The sequence below is a fragment of the Dactylosporangium aurantiacum genome (assembly GCF_000716715.1).
Lineage (GTDB): Bacteria > Actinomycetota > Actinomycetes > Mycobacteriales > Micromonosporaceae > Dactylosporangium > Dactylosporangium aurantiacum.
This window is the reverse complement of record NZ_JNYJ01000064.1, coordinates 17,860-37,140: the sequence shown is the minus strand read 5'-3', so window position 1 is coordinate 37,140 and position 19,281 is coordinate 17,860. Positions and strand designations below refer to the sequence as shown.

The 19,281-nt window shown below is 74.2% G+C and carries 9 protein-coding genes; 6 read left to right on the top strand and 3 right to left on the bottom strand.

All coding sequences use genetic code 11. The annotated features are described in order from the left end of the window. Positions 1–507: cellulose binding domain-containing protein (locus OP18_RS45375; RefSeq protein ID WP_211273882.1), on the bottom strand; the 507-nt coding region annotated here is incomplete at its 3' end. A gap of 152 nt (positions 508–659) precedes the next feature. Here OP18_RS45375 and OP18_RS45370 point away from each other — a divergent pair. Beyond that, positions 660–5,309: an AAA domain-containing protein gene (locus tag OP18_RS45370; protein ID WP_156090242.1), complete on the top strand. Its 4,650-nt coding sequence runs from the start codon at positions 660–662 to the stop codon at positions 5,307–5,309. Between the two features lie 889 nt (positions 5,310–6,198). On the opposite strand, the gene OP18_RS45365 is transcribed toward OP18_RS45370, so the two are convergent. Then, positions 6,199–9,837, bottom strand: a complete 3,639-nt coding sequence (locus tag OP18_RS45365) for a family 78 glycoside hydrolase catalytic domain (protein WP_033365836.1) — start codon at positions 9,835–9,837, stop codon at positions 6,199–6,201. A 143-nt stretch (positions 9,838–9,980) separates the two neighbouring features. Here OP18_RS45365 and OP18_RS45360 point away from each other — a divergent pair, with 143 nt between their 5' ends. The 5 genes from OP18_RS45360 to OP18_RS54045 all read left to right on the top strand — a co-directional run bounded on the left by OP18_RS45360 (position 9,981) and on the right by OP18_RS54045 (position 18,460). Next, positions 9,981–10,793 (top strand): cyanophycinase, encoded by an 813-nt coding sequence (locus tag OP18_RS45360; RefSeq protein WP_033365834.1) that lies wholly within the window; start codon positions 9,981–9,983, stop codon positions 10,791–10,793. Beyond that, the gene (cphA, locus tag OP18_RS45355; protein WP_033365833.1) at positions 10,783–13,461 is read left to right on the top strand and encodes a cyanophycin synthetase; all 2,679 of its coding nucleotides are present in this window, start codon (positions 10,783–10,785) and stop codon (positions 13,459–13,461) included. Before OP18_RS45360 ends, cphA begins: the two co-directional genes overlap by 11 nt. Before the next feature lies 1 nt (position 13,462). Next, on the top strand, positions 13,463–14,695 hold the full coding sequence (locus OP18_RS58245; protein WP_052388321.1) for a serine/threonine protein kinase: 1,233 nt from the start codon (positions 13,463–13,465) through the stop codon (positions 14,693–14,695). A 112-nt stretch (positions 14,696–14,807) separates the two neighbouring features. Beyond that, positions 14,808–16,301 carry a hypothetical protein gene (locus OP18_RS54050; RefSeq protein ID WP_052388320.1) on the top strand — a complete coding sequence of 498 codons (1,494 nt, stop codon included), beginning with the start codon at positions 14,808–14,810 and terminating at the stop codon, positions 16,299–16,301. Positions 16,302–16,357: 56 nt separating this feature from the next. Further along, positions 16,358–18,460 carry an Hsp70 family protein gene (locus tag OP18_RS54045; RefSeq protein ID WP_052388319.1) on the top strand — a complete coding sequence of 701 codons (2,103 nt, stop codon included), beginning with the start codon at positions 16,358–16,360 and terminating at the stop codon, positions 18,458–18,460. Here the strand turns inward: OP18_RS54045 and OP18_RS45330 are convergent. Next, entirely contained in the window at positions 18,457–19,251 is a 795-nt protein-coding gene (locus tag OP18_RS45330) for a prenyltransferase/squalene oxidase repeat-containing protein (protein ID WP_033365830.1), read from the bottom strand. The two genes, OP18_RS54045 and OP18_RS45330, sit on opposite strands and share 4 nt — an antisense overlap. Positions 19,252–19,281 lie beyond the last annotated feature (30 nt).

The window sequence follows — 19,281 nt, the reverse complement described above, 5'->3', positions numbered from 1 at the left end:
GCCGGTGACCGTACCCGTCGAAGCGTTCCACGCCAGGGAGAAGCTCGTGTTCGTCGTCGCGGTCACCCGGAAGTTCCCCGGCACACCCGGGGTCCCCGCTGGCGTGGTCGGGGTCGTGCCGCCCCCGCACGAAGCGCCGTTGAGCGTGCAGTTGGTCGGGGTGCCGCTGCCGGTCGCGATGAACCCGAAGCTGGCCGTGCCGCCGGGGGCGATCGTGCCGTTCCAGGTGCTGGCGAAGCTCACGTGACCGGAGGTGCCGGTCCGGTTGGCGTCCCACGACGAGCTGATCGAGGTGCCGCTGGGCAGGTCGAAGGCGACCGTCCAGCCGTTGATCGTGCTGCTCGTGCCGTTGGTGATCGTGTACTTGGCCTCGTAACCGGAACCCCACGTGGAGGTTTGGACGAACGCCGCGGTGGCGGACGCGGCCGACGCCGGTGACGCGGCGATGATGACGGTGGCCGCGACCGTTGCCAGGGCAGCCGCGATCACCCCGATTCGCAGTCTCATTGCAGACCTGCCTCGGACTCGGGTCGAGATGGGGGATGTAGGGCGCCCTAGACGCGGACACTACGCGAAGGTTTGTTAACAGTAAAGATGCCGATCGATCATCGTTCAGTTGATCAGTGCAGAGTGTCGTACCTGGCCGTTACGCTCGCGTCGTGGATGGTCAGAGGCGGGCCGAGCTCGTGCAGGAGGCCGCCCGGCGGTGGCGCTCGCAGCTCATCGACCTGGGCGGACGCAACACACTGCTGTATTACAAGGACCTGCGCTCCGGCACGCTCGACCTGTCCGCCGCCGACCCCGTCGCGGTCGCGGCGCTGCTGGGCGGGCGCACGATGTCGCTCAGCCAGCTGTTCACCCGCGCGGGCAAGCGGTCCGCGGCCGCCGGGGCGCCGGCGCCCGCGCTCGACGACACCGTCCTGGACCTGGATGCGGTGCCGTCGGGTGCGCCGTCCTCGGATGCGCCGTCCTCGGGTGCGCCGTCCTCGGGTGCGCCGGTGTCCGGGGTGGGTGCGCCGGTGTCCGGGGTGGTCGAGGGTGATCCGACCGCGTCGCGGCTGGTCGATTCGGGGCGGCCGGCGATCGGCCGGGCCAGTGTGCCGCCACGGGCCGCCGGCGGGACCGGCGAGCAGGCCGGGGATCCGTCCGCGGGGTCTGTGGAGGCCGGGTCTGTGGAGGCCGGGTCTGTGGAGGCCGGGTCTGTGGAGGCCGGGTCTAGGGACGCCGGATCTAGGGACGCCGGGTCTGAGGAGGCCGGGTTTGCGGAGGCTGGGTCTGTGGACGCGGGGTCTGTGGACGCCCGATCCGTGGAGGCCGGGTCTGTGGAGGCTTCCGCGTCGTCCGGGGACGGGGCGGCCGCCGGCGGTGACGAGCCGGGTGACGGGGCGGGGCTCACGCACGCCGCCGCGGTCAAGCGGGCCCGCACGATCCGCAACAAGGCCCGCGAGCTGGCCGAGGAGCGCGGGATCGAGACCTGCTTCGTGGCCATCGGCAGCGCGACCTGGACGCCGCCCGCCGGCAGCGGCGTGCCCGCGGCGCCGGTCCTGCTGCGCTCCGCCCAGTTGCGCGCCCGCGGCGCCGCCGAGGACGACTTCGAGCTCAGCGTGCACGGCGACACGGAGGTCAACCCGACCCTGCTGCAGCTGCTCGAGGAGGAGTTCGGCGTCCAGGTCGACGCCGACGAGCTGGAGGAGCTGATCAGCTACACCGCCGGGTTCGACCCGCAGCCGCTGTACGAGCGGCTCGTCAAGGAGGCATCGGGACGGGTCCGCGGGTTCACGATCGGCCCGCGGTGCGTGCTCGGCACGTTCTCCTACGCGAAGCTGCCGATGGTCAACGACCTGCGGGTCGCCGCGCCCGCCCTGGAAGGCCACGAGATCATCGCCGCGATCGCCGGCGACGGCGAGGCGCAGCGGCGGCTGCACGCGACCGGCGCGGTCCAGCTCGACGACCCCGACCTGGTCGCGCCCGCCGACGAGTTCCTGGTGCTCGACGCCGACTCGTCGCAGAACTACGCGATCAACGCCGTCCTGTCCGGCCAGCACAGCGTGATCAAGGGCCCGCCCGGCACCGGCAAGAGCCAGACCATCGCCAACCTCATCGCGTCGCTGGTCGCCCGCGGCAAGCGGGTGCTGTTCGTGGCGGAGAAGCGGGCCGCGATCACCGCCGTCACCGACCGGCTCGCCCGGCGCGGGCTCGGCAGCCTCGTCATGGACGTCCACGACGGCACCACGTCGCGGCGCCGGGTCGCCGCCGACCTCAAGGCCGCGTTCGACTCGGCCGCCAGGATCGCCCAGCCCGACCTCAGCGTCCTGCACGAGACCCTGGTGACGAAGCGTGCCCAGCTCAACGGGCACGACGAGGCGCTGCACCAGGTGCGCGAGCCGTGGGGCGTGAGCGCGTACCAGTCACAGAGCGCCCTCGTCGCGCTGTCCGGCACCGTGCGACCGATGCCGGCGGTGCGGCTGCGCGGGCAGACCCTCGCCGCGCTGGACGCCGGCACCGCCCGCCGGGTCCGGGAGCAGCTGCGTGACTTCGCCGCGCTGGGCGGGTTCACCATCACCGCCCGGGAGTCGGGCTGGGTCGGTGCGGCGGTCCGTACACCGGCCGACGCTGAAGCCGCGTTCGAGCTGGTCGAGCGGCTCGCCGAGCGGACCCTGCCCGCGGCCCGGCCCGCGCTGCGGCACGTCCAGGACCAGACCGGCCTGCGCCCGCCCACCGACCTGGCCGGCTGGCGGCAGCTGTTCACGTTCCTCGATCGCGTCGCCGCGACCCTGACCCAGTTCCGCGAGGACGTGTTCCGGGTCGACCTGGCCACGCACATCGCATCGGCCGCCGACGCCGCGTGGCGCCGCGAGCACGCCGGCCAGCCGGGCACCGACGCGGGCTGGTTCACCCGCCGCCGCATGCGCAAGCAGGCCGCCCAGCTGTGGCGCGGCCCGGGCAGCCCCAGCCGCCAGCAGCTGTTCACCGGGCTGACGACCGCGCTCGCCCAGCGGGCACAGTGGTCCCGCGCCACCGCCGACGGCGGCCCACCCCGCCTGCCGGCCGAGCTGCCCCGGGCCAGAGCCGCGTTCGAGCAGCTGGACACGCAGGTCACGCAGCTGCAGCGGTACGTGCCACACCTCGCCCTCGCCGGGATGGACCTCGACCGGCTGGCCGGGCTGCTGTCGGGCCTCGCCGGTGACGAGCGCACGCTGCGCAAGGTCCCGCGGCTCAACGAGCTCGGCGCCGCGCTCAGCGCCCTCGGTCTCGACCCGCTCGTCGCCGACCTCGCCGGCCGCCGCCCCGGCGCCGACCTGGCCACGGCCGTCTTCGACGCCTGCTGGCACGCCTCGATCCTGCAGCACCTCAACTTCACCGACCCGCGCATCGGGGCGTTCGACGGTCCGCTGCACACCCGCACGGTCGAGGAGTTCCGCACCGCCGACCACGCCCACATCGACGCGACCGCCAGCCGCGTCCTGCGCGCCGTCGCCGAGCACATCACCCGCACCCGCGACGCGTATCCCGACGAGAGCCGCCTCGTCGAGCACCAGGCCAACCTGAAACGCCGGCACCTGCCGATCCGGCAGCTGTTCGCGACCGCCCCGCACATGCTGACCGCGCTGCGCCCCTGCTGGGCGATGAGCCCGCTGATCGTGTCGCAGCTGCTGCCCGCCGAGGCCGGCCTGTTCGACGTGGTCGTGTTCGACGAGGCCAGCCAGGTCACCCCGGCCGACGCCGTCCCGGCGCTGCTGCGGGCCCGGCAGGTCGTCGTCGCCGGCGACGAGCACCAGCTCCCGCCCACGTCGTTCTTCACCGCCGCGGAGGACGGCGGCGGCGCCGACCCGCTCGGCGTGCGCCCCGACGGCTCGATCGACCTGGCGCTCACCTCCGGCTACGAGTCGATCCTGGACGTGCTGACCGCGCTGCTGCCGGCGTACCTGCTGCGCTGGCACTACCGCAGCCAGGACGACCGGCTCATCGGCTTCTCCAACGCCCACATCTACGACCGCTCGCTCGTCACGTTCCCCGGCACCGCCGGCGCCGGCGCGGTGCGGCACGTCCACGTCGCGCACGACCCCACCGGCACCGACACCGACAGCGTCACCGCCGAGGTCGACCGGGTCGTCGAACTCGCGCTGCAGCACGCCCAGCTGCGCCCGAGCGAGTCCCTCGGCGTGATCACCATGGGCATCGTGCACGCCGACCGCGTCGACCTGGCCCTGCGCAAGGCGCTGTCCGCCCGCCCGGAGCTGCACCCGTTCTTCGCCGAGTCCGCCGCCGAGCCGTTCTTCGTCAAGAACCTCGAACGCGTCCAGGGCGACGAGCGCGACGCGATCATCCTGTCCATCGGCTACGGCAAGAACGCCGCCGGGCAGCTGCCGTACCGCTTCGGCCCGCTCCTGCTGCCCGGCGGCGAGCGGCGGCTCAACGTGGCCGTCACCCGCGCCCGCCGCCGCATGACGCTGGTCAGCTCGTTCACCGCCGCCGACATGGACCCCGCCCGCAGCACCTCCGAGGGGGTGCGCCTGCTGCGCGCGTACCTCGAATACACCGAGTCCGGCGGCACCTCCCTCGGCGGCGCCGCCACCGACCGCCCCCAGCCCGACGCCTTCGAGGCCGACGTCCTCGCGCGCCTCACCGCCGCCGGCATCCCCGTCACCGCCCGCTACGGCGTCGCCGGCGCCTTCATCGACTTCGCCTGCGCCCACCCGTCCGACCCCGAGGAGCTCATCCTCGCCATCGAGACCGACGGTGCCACGTACCACGCCGCGAGCACCGCCCGCGACCGCGACCGCCTGCGGCAGGAGCAACTTGAGCGGCTCGGCTGGCGCTACCACCGCATCTGGTCCACCGACTGGTTCGCCGACCCCGACGCCGAGACCGCCCGCACCCGCGCCGCGTACGACGAAGCGGTCGCCGCCGCCGACGCCCGCCGCACCAACGACCCCACCGTCGTGCTGCACCTGCCCCCACCGCCACCCCCGGCCGCCGGCTCCGACCGCTCCCTGCCCCGCCCCGACGTCACCCCGGGCCGGCCGATCACCGAGTACCGGGCGGAGGCGCTGGTCGCCCTGATCCGCTGGATCGAGTCCGACACCCTGCTGCGCACCGAAGAGCAGGTCATCGAGGAGGCCAGGCGGGAGCTCGGCTTCAAACGCGGCGGCACCCGGATCAACGCCGCCCTCACGGACGCCCTCCATACCGCCCGCGCGACCTCCACCGACGCGGAGGCCGCCGATCACGAGGACCCGGACCGGACAAGGCTGCTCGCCGTCGAGGAGGAGACGAGGGTGCTGCCGCAGCGCCCGGAAACCGACTGACCACCGCAGACCGACTGACCGACCGGCTGGACGCTTCCCGGCGGCCGTCCGCTGCGCGCCCGTCGTTCGTGCTGACCTCGGGCCCGTCGTTCGTGCTGACCTCGCGCGTGTTGTTCCCGGTGGCCCCGGCGCTCGTCGTGCGCGCCCTGTTCGCGCTGGCCTGCCACGCTGTTCTTCAGCGCCCGCCTTCGCAACGGGCCTTTCGTGGGCCGGCGTTTCCCCCGTCGGCTGCCCGCGCTTACCTCTTGCACCGCCTTCGCGTGCCCGCCGTCCGCCCTCGGCCGGCCTTCGGCGCGACCGCCCGGCGTGGGTCCGCATTCGGGCGACCTGGTCTGTGCCTGCTTTGAGCAGTGTTCCCCGCTGCCACCCGCGGTCGGTCGCTGCCGCGAGAGTCCAACTGGTGCTCGGAGACCGACTGGTTCGCCGGGCAATCCGGGCGTCCGCCCTTCCTGCGCTGCCCTCCGCGCCGGCCTTTCGCCCGTCGTCGCGCGTCCGCCGCGCCGCCCTGTGCGCGGCGGCCAGGTGCTGCTGCTGCCGTGCAACGACCGCACCTCCGCCAGATCGCGCACTTCCACCGCAAGCGCTGTTCCCGCCGTCCGTCGCCCGGTCGGTCATTGGCGCGAGGGTCGGCCGGTGCCCGGAGACCGGTTGGCTCGCTGGGCGATCCGCGCGTCCGTCCTCCGTGTTGGGCGCGCTTCGGGCGAGCTGATCCGTGCTGTGGACGCGGCTGTCGTTGCCGTCGCCGTGGTGCATTCGCGGCATCCTGGCCAAGCTCGTCCCAAAGGCTCGAGCGGCGTGAGCCGGCACCCACCACGCGGCGTCCAGCACGCCCGCGGGTGGCGGACCCGGCCGGTGGCGCGGCCGGATCCGTCACCCGAGCGGTGCAGCGTCAGAGCGGAGCGGTGAACGTGTACGAGCCCGCCGGCAGCAGGAACGTCGCCGGGCCTGAGGGGACCGCCTGGCTGGGGGCCAGGATGGAGGACGGTTGTGACGTCGGCACCTTGACCGTGGCCGAGGTGCCGGCCGGGACCGTGACGCGCAGGGTGAGGGCACCCGCGGAGATGGACCAGTCGCTGACGGCGAGGCCGTACGGGGTCTCGTACGAGGACTTCGCCGAGGTCAGGCCGCCGCCGGGTTGTGGGGCGACGAGCAGCGACGCGTAGCCGGGGGACGCCGGGCCCAGGCCGCCGACCTGGCGGTACAGGAAGTCGCCGACGGAGCCGAGGCCGTAGTGGTTGAAGGAGTTCATGCCGGGATCCTGGAAGGAGCCGTCGGTGCGGATGCCGTCCCAGCGCTCCCAGATGGTGGTGGCGCCGCGGCTGTTCATGTAGCCCCAGCCGGGATAGCCGGGCTGCAGCAGGATCTGGTACGCGGTGTCGGCGTGGCCGGTGTTGGCCAGGACGGGCAGCAGGTTCTCGACGCCGAGGAAACCGACGGACAGGTGGCCGTTGCTGGCGGCGACCTTGGCGACCAGCTTGTCGGCCAGCTGGGCGGTACGTGACGGCGGGACGAGGCCGAAGGCCAGGGCCAGGACGTAGCCGGTCTGGGTGTTGCCGGCCACGGTGCCGTCGGCGGCGACGAACCGGGACGTGAACGCGGCGCCGACCTGGTCGGCGAGGGTGCCGTAGGAGTTGCCCTGCGCGGTGCGGCCGGTGGCGAACGCCATGCGCGAGACCAGGCGGGCGGACCAGGCGAAGAACGCGGTGGAGATGACGTCCTGCGCGGTGTTGTCGTTGACGTTGAGCCAGTCGCCGTAGGTGGGCTGGTTGCGGATCAGGTCGCTGCCCGAGGTGGCGCGCAGGTAGTCGACCCAGCGGGCCATGGCGTCGAAGTGCTCGTCGACGACGCGCAGGTCGCCGTGGCGCTGCCACAGGGTGTACGGGACGATGACGCCGGCGTCGCCCCAGCCGGCGGTGCCGGCGCCGCAGCAGACGGCGGGGGCGACGTCGGTGAAGGCGCCGTCGGCGCGCTGGGCGTCGACCAGGTCGTCGGCGAACTTGTCGAGGAAGCCCTGGACGTCGACGTTGAAGGTGGAGGTACCGGCGAAGATCGCGATGTCGCCGGTCCAGCCGAGGCGCTCGTCGCGCTGCGGGCAGTCGGTGGGGATGGACAGCATGTTGGAGCGCTCGCCCCACACGATGTTGTGCTGCAGCTGGTTGACCAGGGCGTTGGAGGTGGTGAGGGTGCCGAGCTGGGCGCCGGAGGTCCACGCGGCGCGGCCGGTGACGGTGTCCGCGGTCGGGGTGAAGCCGGCCGGCAGGCCGGTCAGCTCGACGTAGCGGTACCCGTGCACGGTGAAGCGCGGCTCGTAGACCTCGGCGGCGCCGGTGCCGGCGAGGGTGAAGCGGTCCGTGGCCTGGGCGGCGCGCAGGTTGGTGGTGTAGAGCTGGCCGCCGGTGAGGACCTCGGCGTGGCGGATCTGGACGGTGGTGCCGGCCGGGCCGGTGACCGAGATCCGGTTCCAGCCGGTGAAGTTCTGGCCCATGTCGAAGATCCAGACGCCGGGCGAGGGCTGGGTGACGGCGACGGGACGGAACTGCTGCTGCACGCTCACCCCGTTGTCGACCTGCGAGACGAGGTTCGGCTTGGCGCCAGTCTTGACAAAAGCAGTGGCCCACGAGCTGTCGTCGAAGCCCGGGTTGTCCCAGTTGGCGATGGCCAGGCGGGCGTCGTACGTCTCGCCGTGGTAGAGGTCGTCGGCGCGGATCGGGCCGCCGGTGACCTTCCAGGTGTTGTCGGTGCGGACCGTCGACGTGGTGCCGTCCGTGTACACCAGCACCAGCTGCGCGGAGTACCACGGCTGCGTGCCGTACTTCTGGCTGCCGGCGAAGCCGAGGCTGCCGGAGTACCAGCCGTTGCCCAGCCAGGCGCCCAGCGCGTTGGCACCCTGGCGGATCTGGCCGGTGACGTCGTACACCTTGTACTGCACGCGCTTGGTGTAGTCGGTCCAGCCGGGGGCGAGGACGTCGGTGCCGACGCGGGCGCCGTTGAGCCGGGTCTCGTGCAGGCCGAGCGCGGTGGTGAGCAGGCGCGCGGAGGCGACCGGCTTGCTCACCGTGAAGCCCTTGCGCAGCAGCGGCGCGGGCCGGGCGACGGAGACGTTGGCGCCCCAGGGGCCGCTGCCGTAGGTGGCGACCGCGCGGGCCGCGGGCCAGGCCGAGTCGTTGAACCCGCCCTGGTTCCAGCCGGCGGGCGCCGTGGTGGAGGACTTCCAGGACGCGTCGGTGACCAGCCCGACGCCGGTCAGCTTCGCGATCGTGCCGGCCGGGGACTGGGTGGTGTTCTCCGAGGCGATGGCGATGGTGTTGGTACCGGCGACGAGCCGCCCGCGGATGTCGACCGCGGTCGCCTGCTGCCACGACTGGTACACCCGAGGCGACGTGCTGACCTGGACGCCGTTGACCCACACGTCGGCGGTGTCGTCGCCGGTGACGACCAGGGCCGCCGCGGACGGCACGGAGGCGAGGGTGAAGGTGCGCCGGAAGTAGCGGGTCGCCGCCGGCACGCCCGCGGCGGGGTCACCCTCGGGGTACCAGATCCAGGTGGCGCCGGACAGGTCGGCGGCGGTGGCGGCCTGCCCGACGAAGTCGCCGGTCCACTCGGTTGCCGGGGCGCGCAGCCCGGTCTCGAACGTCCAGGTTGGGCTCCACGCGCTGACCCGGCCCTGGGTGTCCCAGACCCGTACCTTCCACGTGTAGCGGCGCAGCGACTGCAGCGCCGGGCCGGTGTAGACGACGTCGACCTGCTGGCCGGAGGGGACCCGGCCGCTGTTCCAGACGCCGTCGACGGACAGCTCGTAGGCGGCCTGCCGCTGCTGGAGGGCGGTCGAGGCGAGCTTCCAGCCGAAGCGCGGCTGTGCGGCGTCGACGCCCAGCGGGTTGGCCCGGTGCTCGACGGTGCCGCTCGCCACGCTCAGCGGCGACGGCGCGCCGGGGTCGGGCGCGACGACGTCGGAGTTCCACGGGCCGACGCCGTACGCGCCGAGGTCGGCGGCGCCGGGCCAGCCGCCGTCGGCGAACCCGGGCTGCTCCCAGCCGGACGGCACCGTCTGGAACGCCTTCCAGCTGCCGTCGGTGACCAGGTCGGTGGTGCCGCCGGCGGTGACGACGTGCACCTTGCCGATCAGGCCGGCCGGGCCGGTGGTCGTGTTGCGGGCCGCGACGGCGAGCGTGTTGGTGCCGCTGACCAGGGCGGACTGCAGGTCGACGTAGACGGCGTCGTGCCAGGAGTCCGCGACCCGCGGGGAGGCGGCGACGGGCCGGCCGTTGAGCCACACGTCGACGGTGTCGTCGCCGGTGACGACCAGCTGCGCCTCGGTGACCGCGCCGGCGGCGACGGTGAAGGTCCTGCGGAAGTAGCGGTACGCGGCGGGGGCGCTGCTGGCCGGGTTGCCCTCCGGGTACCAGACCCAGTGCGCCCCGGCGAGGCTCACGGGGGTGGCGGCGGCGGCCGGCGTGGACGGCGCGGCGAGCAGGGTGGCGAGCAGCACGAGCGCGGTGGCGCCCGCGCGGCGTCTCTTCAGGCGCATGGCGGTGCTCCTGTCCAAGATGGTGAAACGTTTCATTAAAACGTTTCATACGGTGGTGATGCACTGACTGTACGGAGACCCTGGTCAATAAGCAACGCTCCGCCCGCCGGCGAACCGCAAGATGAGGGGGGTGTGGAGGTGGGATGCCGGGAAAGCTGCTCGTCATCGGTGGTGCGGAGAGCCATGACCCCGGCGACGACGTCATTCTTGAACGGTTCGTGCTGCTCGCCGGCGGCGCCAAGGCGCACCTCGTGGTGATCGCGACCGCCAGCGAGAGCCCCGAGCTGCGGGAGAAGGAGTACGCCGAGGTCTTCCACCGCCTCGGCGCCGAACACGTCACCCCGTTGCGGCTCGACGACCGCGAGGACAGCAACAGCGCCCGGGCCGTCGCCGCGATCGATCACGCCACCGGCGTCTTCTTCACCGGCGGCGACCAGCTGCGCATCGCCACCGTCGTCGGCGGCTCCAAGGTCGACTCGGCGCTGCACGTCCGGCTCGCGGACGGCCTGATCCTCGCCGGTACCAGCGCCGGCGCCGCCATGATGTCCAGCACGATGATCATCGGCGGGACCAACGCGTCGGTCACCACCGGCAGCGTCCGCACGGGTCCCGGCATGGAGTTCCTGCCCGGCGTGCTCATCGACATGCACTTCGCCCAGCGCGGGCGGCTCAACCGCCTGCTCAGCGCCGTCGCGATGTTCCCGCACGAGCTCGGCCTGGGCATCGACGAGAACACCGCCATCCTGGTCGACGGCGACGTGTTCGAGGTGCTCGGCGCCGGCGCGGTCACGGTCATCGACGCCGGGCAGGCCACCACGATCAGCGCGCCCTACTCCGACGAGGGCGGGCCGATCGCCCTGTGCGGCGCCCAGCTGCACGTGCTTCCGGCGGGTTGGCGCTTCAACCTCGCCGAGCGGGCGGCCATCAGAAGATCGGAACGAGATCATGCGGATTGACAGCAGCCGCCGGCTGCGCGGGCCGAACCGGTACCTCGCGCGCCCGGTCCAGGTCAGCCGGGTCCTGCTCGACGGGCTGACCGACCGCGAGAGCAGCGACTATCCCGGCTTCACCGAGCGGCTCCTGACCGCGTTCCCCGGCCTCGCCGAACACCACTGCGCCTTCGGCGAACCCGGCGGCTTCGTCCGGCGGCTCGTCGGCGGCACTTATTTCGGGCACACCGCGGAACACGTCGCGATCGAGCTGTCGCAGCGCATCGGCCGGCACGTCAACTTCGGCCGCACCGAGGGCACCGGCGTGCCCGGCGAGTACGACGTCATCACCGAGTGCCCGCTCGACGAGCCGCCCGACTCCCGGGTCGCCGAACGCCTCCTGGCGCTGGCGATCACGGGAGTCCTGGCGGCGCTGCACGGCGAGCCGGTCGCCGTCGAGGACGAACTGGCGGCCATCGCCCGCACGTACGAGCGCCAGAAGAGCGGGCCGAGCACCGCCGCCATCGCCGCCGCCGCCCGCGAGCGCGGCATCCCGGTCGAGCGGGTCGGTGAGCTGAGCCTGCTGCGCCTCGGCTACGGCCGGCACCGGCGGCTGGTGTGGGCCGCGCTCACCGACCAGACCTCCGCCATCGGCGTCGACATCGCCTCGGACAAGGAGCTCACCCGGCGCCTGCTCGACGAGGCCGGCGTCCCCGTCCCCGGCGGCGGCGCCGCGAGCACCCTCGCCGAGGCCCTGGACCTCTTCGCCGAGCTCGGCCCGCCGGTCGTGGTCAAACCCCGGCAGGGGCGCCAGGGCACGCACGTGTTCCTCGGCGTCGACTCACCCGACGCGCTGCGCGCCGCGTTCGAGGCCGCCACCGCCGGCGGCGACGACGCCGTGGTCGAGCGCGAGCTGAGCGGCCGCGACTACCGGGTGCTGACCGTCGGCGGTCAGGTCGTCGCCGCGGCCGAGCGGGTCGCCGCGCACGTCGTCGGCGACGGCGCCACCGACGTGGCCGGCCTGATCGCCCGCGCCAACGAGGACCCGCGCCGCGGCGACGGCCACGCCCGGCCGCTGACCAGGCTCACCGTCGACGACGTCGCGCTCACCCTGCTGCACCGCCAGGGCCTCGACGCCGGCGCCGTCCCCGCCGAGGGGCAGGTCGTGCGGCTGCGCGACAACGCGAACCTGTCCACCGGCGGCACCAGCGTCGACGTCACCGATCTCGTGCACCCCTCCGTCGCCGACCTGTGCCGCCGGGTCGCCGCGATCGTCGGCCTCGACATCGCCGGGCTCGACCTGCGCCTGCCGTCGATCGCCGAGCCGCTGCCGCCGTCCGGGATCCTCGCCGGCGGCGGCGTCATCGAGGTCAACGCCGCACCCGGGCTGCGCATGCACCTCGACCCCAGCGACGGCACCGCCCGCGACGTCGGCGCCGCCGTCGTGGAGGCGCTCTACCCGGCCGGTACCCCGGCGCGGATCCCGATCGTCGCGATCACCGGCACCAACGGCAAGACCACCGTCGCCCGCCTCACCGCGCACCTGCTCGACGGCGCCGGCCTGCGCGTCGGCGTCACCACCACCGACGGCATCACCATCGGCGGCCGGCTCGTCCAGCGCGCCGACGCCACCGGGCCACGCTCCGCCCGCGTCGTGCTCAGCGACCCCACCGTCGACGCCGCCGTGCTCGAGACCGCCCGCGGCGGCCTGCTCCGCCAGGGCCTCGGCTACGACTGGAGCGACGTCGGCATCATCACCAACCTGACCGGTGACCACCTCGGCCAGGACGGCATCGACAGCGTCGAGGACCTCGTCGAGCTCAAGGCCCTCGTCGGCGAGCGCGTCCGCGAGGGCGGCGCCGTGGTGCTCAACGCCGACGACGAACGCAGCCGCACCCTCGCCACCCACTCCGCCGGCCGGTTCGCCAAGCGCGAGATCATCTGGTGCAGCCTCGACCCGCGCAACCCGCTCATCCGGCGGCACTGGGACACCGGCGGCCGGGCGTACCTGCTCGCCGACGGCTGGCTCGTCGAGCTCGCCGACCGCCGCTGGATCCCGCTGCTCGCCGTGCGCGAGCTCGGCGGCGGCTTCGGCGGCGCGGCCCGCCACCTCGTCGCCAACGCCCTCGCCGCGACCGCCGCCGCCCGCGTCCTCGGCGTCGCCACCGCGCGCGTGGCCGAACGCCTCCGCACGTTCGCCGACAACCCCGGCCGCGGCATGCTGCTGCGCCTCGGCGGCACCGACATCCTCGTCGACTACGCGCACAACCCCGCCGCCATCGGCGCCGTCGGCGACCTCGTCGACCGCCTGTGGGGCGCGGCCCGCACCGTCGCCGCCGTCACCCTGCCCGGCGACCGCCGCGACGACCTGCTGCGCGAGTCGGCCCGCGAGATCGGCGCCCGCTTCGACCGCGTCGTGCTCTACGAGGACAGCGACCTGCGCGGCCGCTCACCCGGCGAGGTCCCGGCGCTGCTGCACGAGGAGCTGACCGCCACCTGCCCGGCGGTGACCTGCGCCGTCGTGCGCACCGTCGACGAGGCCGTGCCCGCCGCCCTCGCCATGGCCCGCCCGGGCGACGTGGTGCTGCTGCTGTACGAGAAGATCGAGCCGGTCCTGTCGCTGCTGCGCACCCTCGGCGCCGAAACCGTCGCCGATCAACGCGTGTCGTTTCCGCTCATTGGGGCATCTGTATGACGTGGAGCGTTACCGGCTGATCGAACCCCTCGGCGTCGGCGGCATGTCCGTCGTCTGGCGAGCCCACGACGAGGTGCTCGGGCGCCCCGTCGCCGTCAAGCAGCTCACGGCCGCCGCGGACCCCGCGTCCCGGCGCCGTATCCAGGCTGAGGCCCGCGCCGCCGCGCTGCTCAGCCATCCCCACATCGCCGCCGTGCACGACTTCGGCCACACCGCCGACGGCGCCCCCTTTGTCGTCATGGAACTGGTGGAGGGCGAGTCGCTGGAGGACCGGCTGCTGCGCGTCGGTGGGCCCCTGCCGGTCACCGAGTCGCTGCGGATCGCGGCGCAGCTCGCCTCCGCCCTCGCCGCCGTGCACGCCCGCGGCCTGGTCCACCACGACGTCAAACCCGCCAACGTCATGCTCACCGCCGGCGGGGCGAAGCTCGTCGACTTCGGCATCTCCGCCGTCGCCGGCGACGACACCGACCAGCTGCTCGGCACCCCGGCGTACGTCGCCCCGGAGCGCCTGCGCGGTGTCGCGCCCTCGGCCGCCACCGACATCTACGCCCTCGGGGTCGTGCTGCACCGGATGCTCACCGGCGCGCTGCCGTGGCCGGTCACCACCACCGAGGAGATGCTGCACGCGCACCGCAAGCTGCCGCCGGCGCCGCTGCCCGCCACCCTGGACCTGCCCGCCGGGGTGGCCGGCACCGCCCGCCGCTGCCTGGCCAAGGCGCCGGCGAACCGGCCCGACGCCGCCGACCTGGCCACGCTGTTCGCCGTCATGCCGCCCACCCGGCGGCTGACCTTCCCGGCGCGCCGGCTGCTGACCGGCGACCACCCGGCGACCGCCCGGCTGGCCGCGGCCCGCCACCTGGCCCCGGTCCGGCGGCTGCGGGACCTCACCCTCGCCGGGCCCGTCAAGCGGCGGATCACCGTCGCCGCGGCGACCGCGCTGATCCTCGGCGCGGGTGCCGCCGGCGCCGCCGCCCAGGACCGCGAACCGGTCGCCGCCTGGACCCCCGCGACCACCCCGGTGGACGTCACCACCCCGCAGGCGTCGGACCCGGCGACCGACCCGTCGACGCCGACCACGGACCTGACCACCCCCGCCGCGGACCCCACCGTGATCCCCGCCGCCAACCCGGGCGCCCAGACCGCCGCCGGTGTCAAGAAGCCAGGTGTCGCACCGCCCCCGGCCGAGAAGCCCGGTGGCGCGAAGAAGGGCAAGGGCCCCGGTAAGAGGAAGTAAAAGTCGCGGCTGAACCTTTTCGTTGCTTATGGCGTGCAACCTTCCCGACTGGTACACAAGTCTGATCTCGGTGATGCCCTAAGGTGTCCAGGTCGAGGGATGGGGAGGGGCCGTGCGCTTCGAAGTCAGCCGGGTCATGGACACCATCGAGCAACGGCTGACCACGGACGTCACGCTCGCCCAGGCGGTCGTCGACCTCGCCGACGTCGCGCGGTTCGTCGCCCTCGACGGGGGCCGCCCGATCAACCTGCTGCGCCTCGGCATGGTCGTGGACGCGCTCAGCCGGTACCTCATCGACGCCGGCGCCATGCTGTATCCAGTGGTCGGCCGGGAGGCCCTGTCGGAGGCGGCGCTCACCTCGAAGGAGCGCATGGTGCTCGGCCGCTGGGCCGACGACGGGCTCATCGAGGTCACCCCGGTCGTCGCGGACCGCCCCGTCGAGATCGCCGACTTCACCGGCCTGCCGCTGATCGTGGTGCGCGACCAGCCGCAGTTCGCCGCCCGCTTCCCGTGGCTGGTGGACAGCCCGGAGCGGGTCCTGCGCCTCACCCCGCGGGCCGGCGGCGCCGTGCTCACCCCGGGCGGCGAGCCGCCGCCCCCGAAGGACGGCAAGGAACGCCTGGTCGTGAAGGGCACCGCGACCCTGCCGATCATCCCGCTGGAGCCCGCGGACGAGAGCCCCGCGGACGGGCCCGAGACCGCCGCGGACGCCGAATCCGCCGCCGTCGCCACGACCGACGCCCCGTCCGGCGACGCGGTGCCGCCCGCGGACACCCCGTCCGGGACCGACGTATCCGATATCTCTGATATTTCGGCCGCGACGGAGCAGCAGGACGCTCCGGCGCCCGCCAAGCCGTCCCCGCGCCCCGCCGGCGCGGCCCAGCGGCCGGCCGCCACCCAACAGGGCGGCCGCCCCGACGGCGTGCAGTCGTTCACCGCGCGCGGCTCGCAGCGGGCCGGCCGGACCCGGGTCATGCGCCGGCGGTTCACCCGCGCCGAGCCCAGCGGCGTCGGCGCGGCCCTGATGGCCCGCGAGTGGCGCTGCAAGGAGCCCGACTGCCCCGCGTTCGGCCGGTTCCGCCGGATCGGCCAGCCCGTCCCGCGCATGCGCGCCGGCGTCCCCGCCTGCCCCCGCCACGGCGAGGCGGTCAAGGACGTCGGGCCGCGGCCGGCCGCGTTCGCCGTGTCCGTGGTCGTCGAGGACCTCGCCCGGCGGCGGTTCGTGGTCGGCGAGGACCGGCCCGTGATCGTCGGCCGCGAGCCCGCCGACCCCGACGACATCGCCGTCGGTCAGTGGCTGCACGAGGCCGCGGCCGCCTGGATCGCCAAGGAGCACGTGAAGCTCGAGGTCCGCGACGGTCGCCCCGTCGTCACCGACACGAGTGAGAACGGCACCCTCATCTGGAAACGCTCGGCCCCGGACATCAAGGAGGAGACCGAGCGGATCTACCGCAAGTCGTACCAGCTGAGCGGATGGGACTCCGTCGAGCTCTACACCGGCGTCGAGCTCATCGTCGGCGATCACCGCCTGCAGACCATCGTCGGCTCCGAGCCCGCCTCGGTGCTGCTCGACGCGCCGACCGTCGCGCTCCGGCTGGTCGACTAGGCGCGGCGCGCCGTTGAGAGGATCTCGCGGTGGTGCGAGGTCCGTATATTGGCGTCGTGGACTCGCGAGGTTACCGGTTAGGCATCGACTTCGGCACCTCGAACACCGTGGCCATGCTGGCCTGGCCCGACGGTCACGTGCGGCCGCTGCTCTTCGACGGCTCGCCGACCCTGCCCTCGTCGGTCTACGCCGATCCCCAGTCGGGCCTGCTCGTCGGGCGTGACGCGGTGCACGCCGCCCGGGTCAGCCCCGAGCGGTTCGAGCCCAACCCGAAGCGCCGCATCGACGAGCCCACCGTCCTGCTCGGCGACCGCGAGATCCCGACCGTCGAGGTGATCGCCGCCGTGCTCGCCCGGGTCAACGGCGAGGCGCAGCGTGTCGCGGGCGGACCGATCGGCCAGACCACCATCACCTGCCCGGCCGCGTGGGCGCACACCCGGCGCGGCGTGCTGACCGCCGCCGCCGAACGCGCCGGCCTCGGCACCGTCACCCTCGTGCCCGAGCCGGTCGCGGCGGCCGAGGTGTTCCGCACCCTGCAGGGCACGGCCGTCCGGCCCGGCTCCGCCTTCATCGTGTACGACCTGGGCGCCGGCACCTTCGACGCCTCCGTCGTGCGGCACGGCACCGGCACGTTCGAGGTCCTCGCCGCGGAAGGGCTCAGCACCAGCGGCGGCCTCGACATCGACGCGGCGATCGTCGGCTACATCGGCGCCGGCCAGTCCCCGCGCGACCCCGCCGCCTGGGGCCGCCTGGTCCACCCGACGACCAGCGCCGAACGGCGCGCCAACCGGCTGCTCTGGGACGACGTCCGCGCCGCCAAGGAGATGCTGTCGCGCGCCTCCGCGACGACGATCCACATCCCGATGTACGACGAGGACATCCCCCTCGGCCGCGACCAGTTCGAGCAGCTGGCCCGCCCCATCCTCAGCGCGACGGTCACCGCGACCCGGGCGGCCGTCGCCGCGGCCCGGCTGGCCCCAGCCGAGATCGCCGGCGTCTTCCTGGTCGGCGGCGGCAGCCGGATCCCGCTCGTCGCGACGCTGCTGCACCAGGCCCTGGGCATCGCCCCGACCGCGGTCGAGCAGCCGGAGCTGGTGGTGGCCCAGGGCAGCCTCGGCGCGGCCGCCCAGCCGGCCGCGGGCCCGGGCGGGGTGCGGGGCACCGGCATGCACAGCCCGCCGGTGCCGGACGCGCCGGTCTCCAGCGTCCCCGTCTCCGGCATGCCGGTCTCCAGCATGCCGGTCTCCGGGCCGGGCTTCCCGACCTCCGCCCCGCCGGCGCCGCACCCGGTCTCCGGCTCGGCGCCCGTCCCCGGTTCGCCGCCGCCCGCGGCCCCGGTGTCGCCGGGGTTCTCCACGTCGCCGGTGTCCGGCCAGCCGTCGGCGCCGGCCGGCTACGTCGCACCGCCCGCCTCGCCGGTGACGCCGGGCCGGGCGTCCGTGCCACCCGCCGCCCCGGCCGCCCGATCCATGTCCCCGGCCGCGCCTGGTTTCACGTCCGGGCCTGGCCCCACGTCCGCGCCGCCCGCCGCGCCGGGGCGCGCTTCGGTGTCGTCCGCCGGGCACGGTGCCGCCGCTGTCCCGCCCTCCGCGCCCCGGCCGCCCGCGACGCCGCCCGCGCCGCCCTCCGGTGGGCGCCGCCGCACCCCGGTCCTGGCCGCGGTCGCGGTCGTCCTGCTGCTGGTGGTCGGCCTCGGCGTGTACGGCCTCACCAAGCTCGGCGACGACAGCGGCGGCAAGAGCGACCAGACGTCGGGCCAGACCGACGGCAGCACCGACGGCAGCACCGACGGCCAGAACGGCGACGGCCAGAACGGCGACGGCGGCAGCCCGGAACCGGGTACCCCGTATGACGCCGAACACGACAACACCGACTGGAGCAGCACCGCCGAGGAGTACGACGACAACGCGGGCAAGCTCGTCCTGTACCAGTGCCCGAAGGGCGGCAAGGCGGGCAAGGTCTGGGGCAGCGGCCCCTACACCACCGCGTCGTCGGTCTGCTCGGCCGCGGTCCACGCCGGGTACCTCACCCTCGCCGACGGCGGCAGGGTGATCATCCAGATCCGGGCGGGCACCGACTCCTACGAGGCCGGCAAGCAGTACGGCATCGTCACCGAGGCCCACGGCGCCGCACCGTGGGAGTTCACGATCGCCGGCTAGCGCAGCGCCCTGATCGCGGTCAGGGTGGTGTGCACGTTGAACTGCGGGCCGTCGTCGCTCTCCCAGCCGCCGTCGGTGCGCTGCGTCTCGTTGAGGCGCTTGCGGGCCGCGGTGAGCAGCCAGTCGTCGGGTGACATGCCGACCCGCCGCAGCGCCGAGTACAGCGACGCCGTATCGGCGGCGGTCATCTGCGGCACCCGGTCGGCGAGCGCGACCTGGATCTGCGCCGACTCGTAGAACCAGCCGAGGTGATACAGCACGGCGCAGCCGAGCCAGCCGGTGACCAGGAACGACGGCCAGCTGCCGTCGGGGCGCAGCGACGCCCGGAACGCCTCCGCGGCGCGGGCGACCCGGGTGGCGTGCTGGTCGTCGCCGTCGTTGGGCCCGCCGACGACCAGCCAGTACGCGGCGTTGGTGGTCAGGTAGAGCTTCGCCTCGTCGTCGCCGGGCTGCGCCCACGGCGGGGCGATCCCGGCGAGCGACGCGTCCTCTTCCCACATGCCGTCGGGCCGCTGGCTGCGGCCGAGCCACGCGAGGGCCCGGCGGGCCGCCGGGCGGCTGATCGCGCCCAGGTCGTCGAGCTCCGCGAGCCGGAAGCAGGTGGCATCGACGGAGGCGACGTCGGCGCCCCACAGCGCCGGCCAGCCGCCGTCGGGCGACTGGCCGATCTCCGCCTTGTCCAGGACGTCTGCCGGTGGGAACTGGCCGGTGCGCAGCCAGGCGAGACGGGCGCGATCAACGGCGTCGCCGTGTGCGACGATGTAGCCGATCGCGGCATCAAGGTCGACCATGCGCCGTACGCTACCGCCCGTCCGCTGTCC

What these genes read in the sequence shown, in the direction of transcription:
- OP18_RS45365 (WP_033365836.1), bottom strand. Translation starts at nt 9,837, where the DNA reads ATGCGCCTGAAGAGACGCCGCGCGGGCGCCACCGCGCTCGTGCTGCTC.
- OP18_RS45360 (WP_033365834.1), top strand. Translation starts at nt 9,981, where the DNA reads ATGCCGGGAAAGCTGCTCGTCATCGGTGGTGCGGAGAGCCATGACCCC.
- cphA (WP_033365833.1), top strand. Translation starts at nt 10,783, where the DNA reads ATGCGGATTGACAGCAGCCGCCGGCTGCGCGGGCCGAACCGGTACCTC.
- OP18_RS45330 (WP_033365830.1), bottom strand. Translation starts at nt 19,251, where the DNA reads ATGGTCGACCTTGATGCCGCGATCGGCTACATCGTCGCACACGGCGAC.